The 1,040-nt window shown below is 76.9% G+C and carries 2 protein-coding genes; both read right to left on the reverse strand.

Annotated elements, in window-relative coordinates; genetic code table 11:
- On the reverse strand, positions 1–528 hold a 528-nt coding region (locus tag HW577_RS25510; protein ID WP_419956612.1), incomplete at its 3' end, for a hypothetical protein.
- 82 nt (positions 529–610) lie between these two features.
- Positions 611–1,040: GNAT family N-acetyltransferase (locus tag HW577_RS25515; protein ID WP_474100259.1), on the reverse strand; the 430-nt coding region annotated here is incomplete at its 5' end.

Raw genomic sequence — 1,040 nt, forward strand, 5'->3', positions numbered from 1 at the left:
GCGCACCGCCACGCCCTGGCCGACCTCGAGCGGCGGGCGCGCGACGGCCTCGACCAGCGTCGCGGCGGGCGCATCCGGGGCGCGCGGCGGGGCGGCGGCGAGTTCGAGGTCGAAGGTCCCGCTTGCCTGGTCCAGCAGCCCGACGCGGAGGAAGAGCGGCCCGGCCTGGTCGCCGAAGATGTCGATGCGGGAGGCGAGGTCCTCTTCGCCGCCGTCGTCGTCCTCGGCGAGCACGCGGCCCTGCGAATCGACGAGCGCCATGACGGTGTCGATGTCCCGCGCGAGGCGGCGGGTCTGGGCGACCAGGTCGCCCGCCCCCTCCGGCAGGCGGAGATGGGCGGCTTCGCCGCGACGGAGGCGGATCGTGACCGTCGCGCCGGGGACCAGGGCGGGCCTGCCGGCGGCCTCGCGGAGGTCGAGCGCGAAGGGCTCTGGCGCGGCGGGCTGGGCCAGAGCCGGCGCAGCGAGCAACGCCGCCACGGCGAAGAGGGCGGCAAGGCGCAAGGGCCGGCCGGAAATCGTCGCCATGGAAGTCGCTCCCCTCGCGAAACCGAGGGGCAGCGCTAGACCCTCCGCCCCGCGCCGGTCAACCGCGCGGGCGCGGCAGGGCTCAGCCGAGTTCGAAACTCGTGATGCCGTAGATGTCGGCCAGCGGCAGGGCCGGATCGGGGCCGGCGTACATCCGCGCCGTCTCGAAGGCGGGCGTCATGCCGGCCGCGACCGCCATGGCGACGGCATCCGCGTTCGGCTCCGGCAGGTCGAGGTACACCGGCCCCTGGGGTGCAGCTGCGAGGAGCGCGGCGAACAGCGCGCGCGCCGCGCGCGGATCGGTCGCGACGAGGGGGCCGATCTTCGATCCCTCTAGGCAGGGGCGCAGCACCCCGTAGCCGGCCAGGCCGCCCGGCCCGCGCGCCGCCAGCGCGACATGGCCCGGCGCGGCCAGCCAGCCGCGCAGGAAGCCATCGCGGGCGACGGGGAAGACGCGGCGGTCGAGCGCGGCGACCGCCTCGAAGGGCACATCGGCGGCCGCGACGACCCCC

The sequence above is a fragment of the Neoroseomonas rubea genome (assembly GCF_016106015.1).
Taxonomy (GTDB): Bacteria; Pseudomonadota; Alphaproteobacteria; order Acetobacterales; family Acetobacteraceae; genus Neoroseomonas; species Neoroseomonas rubea.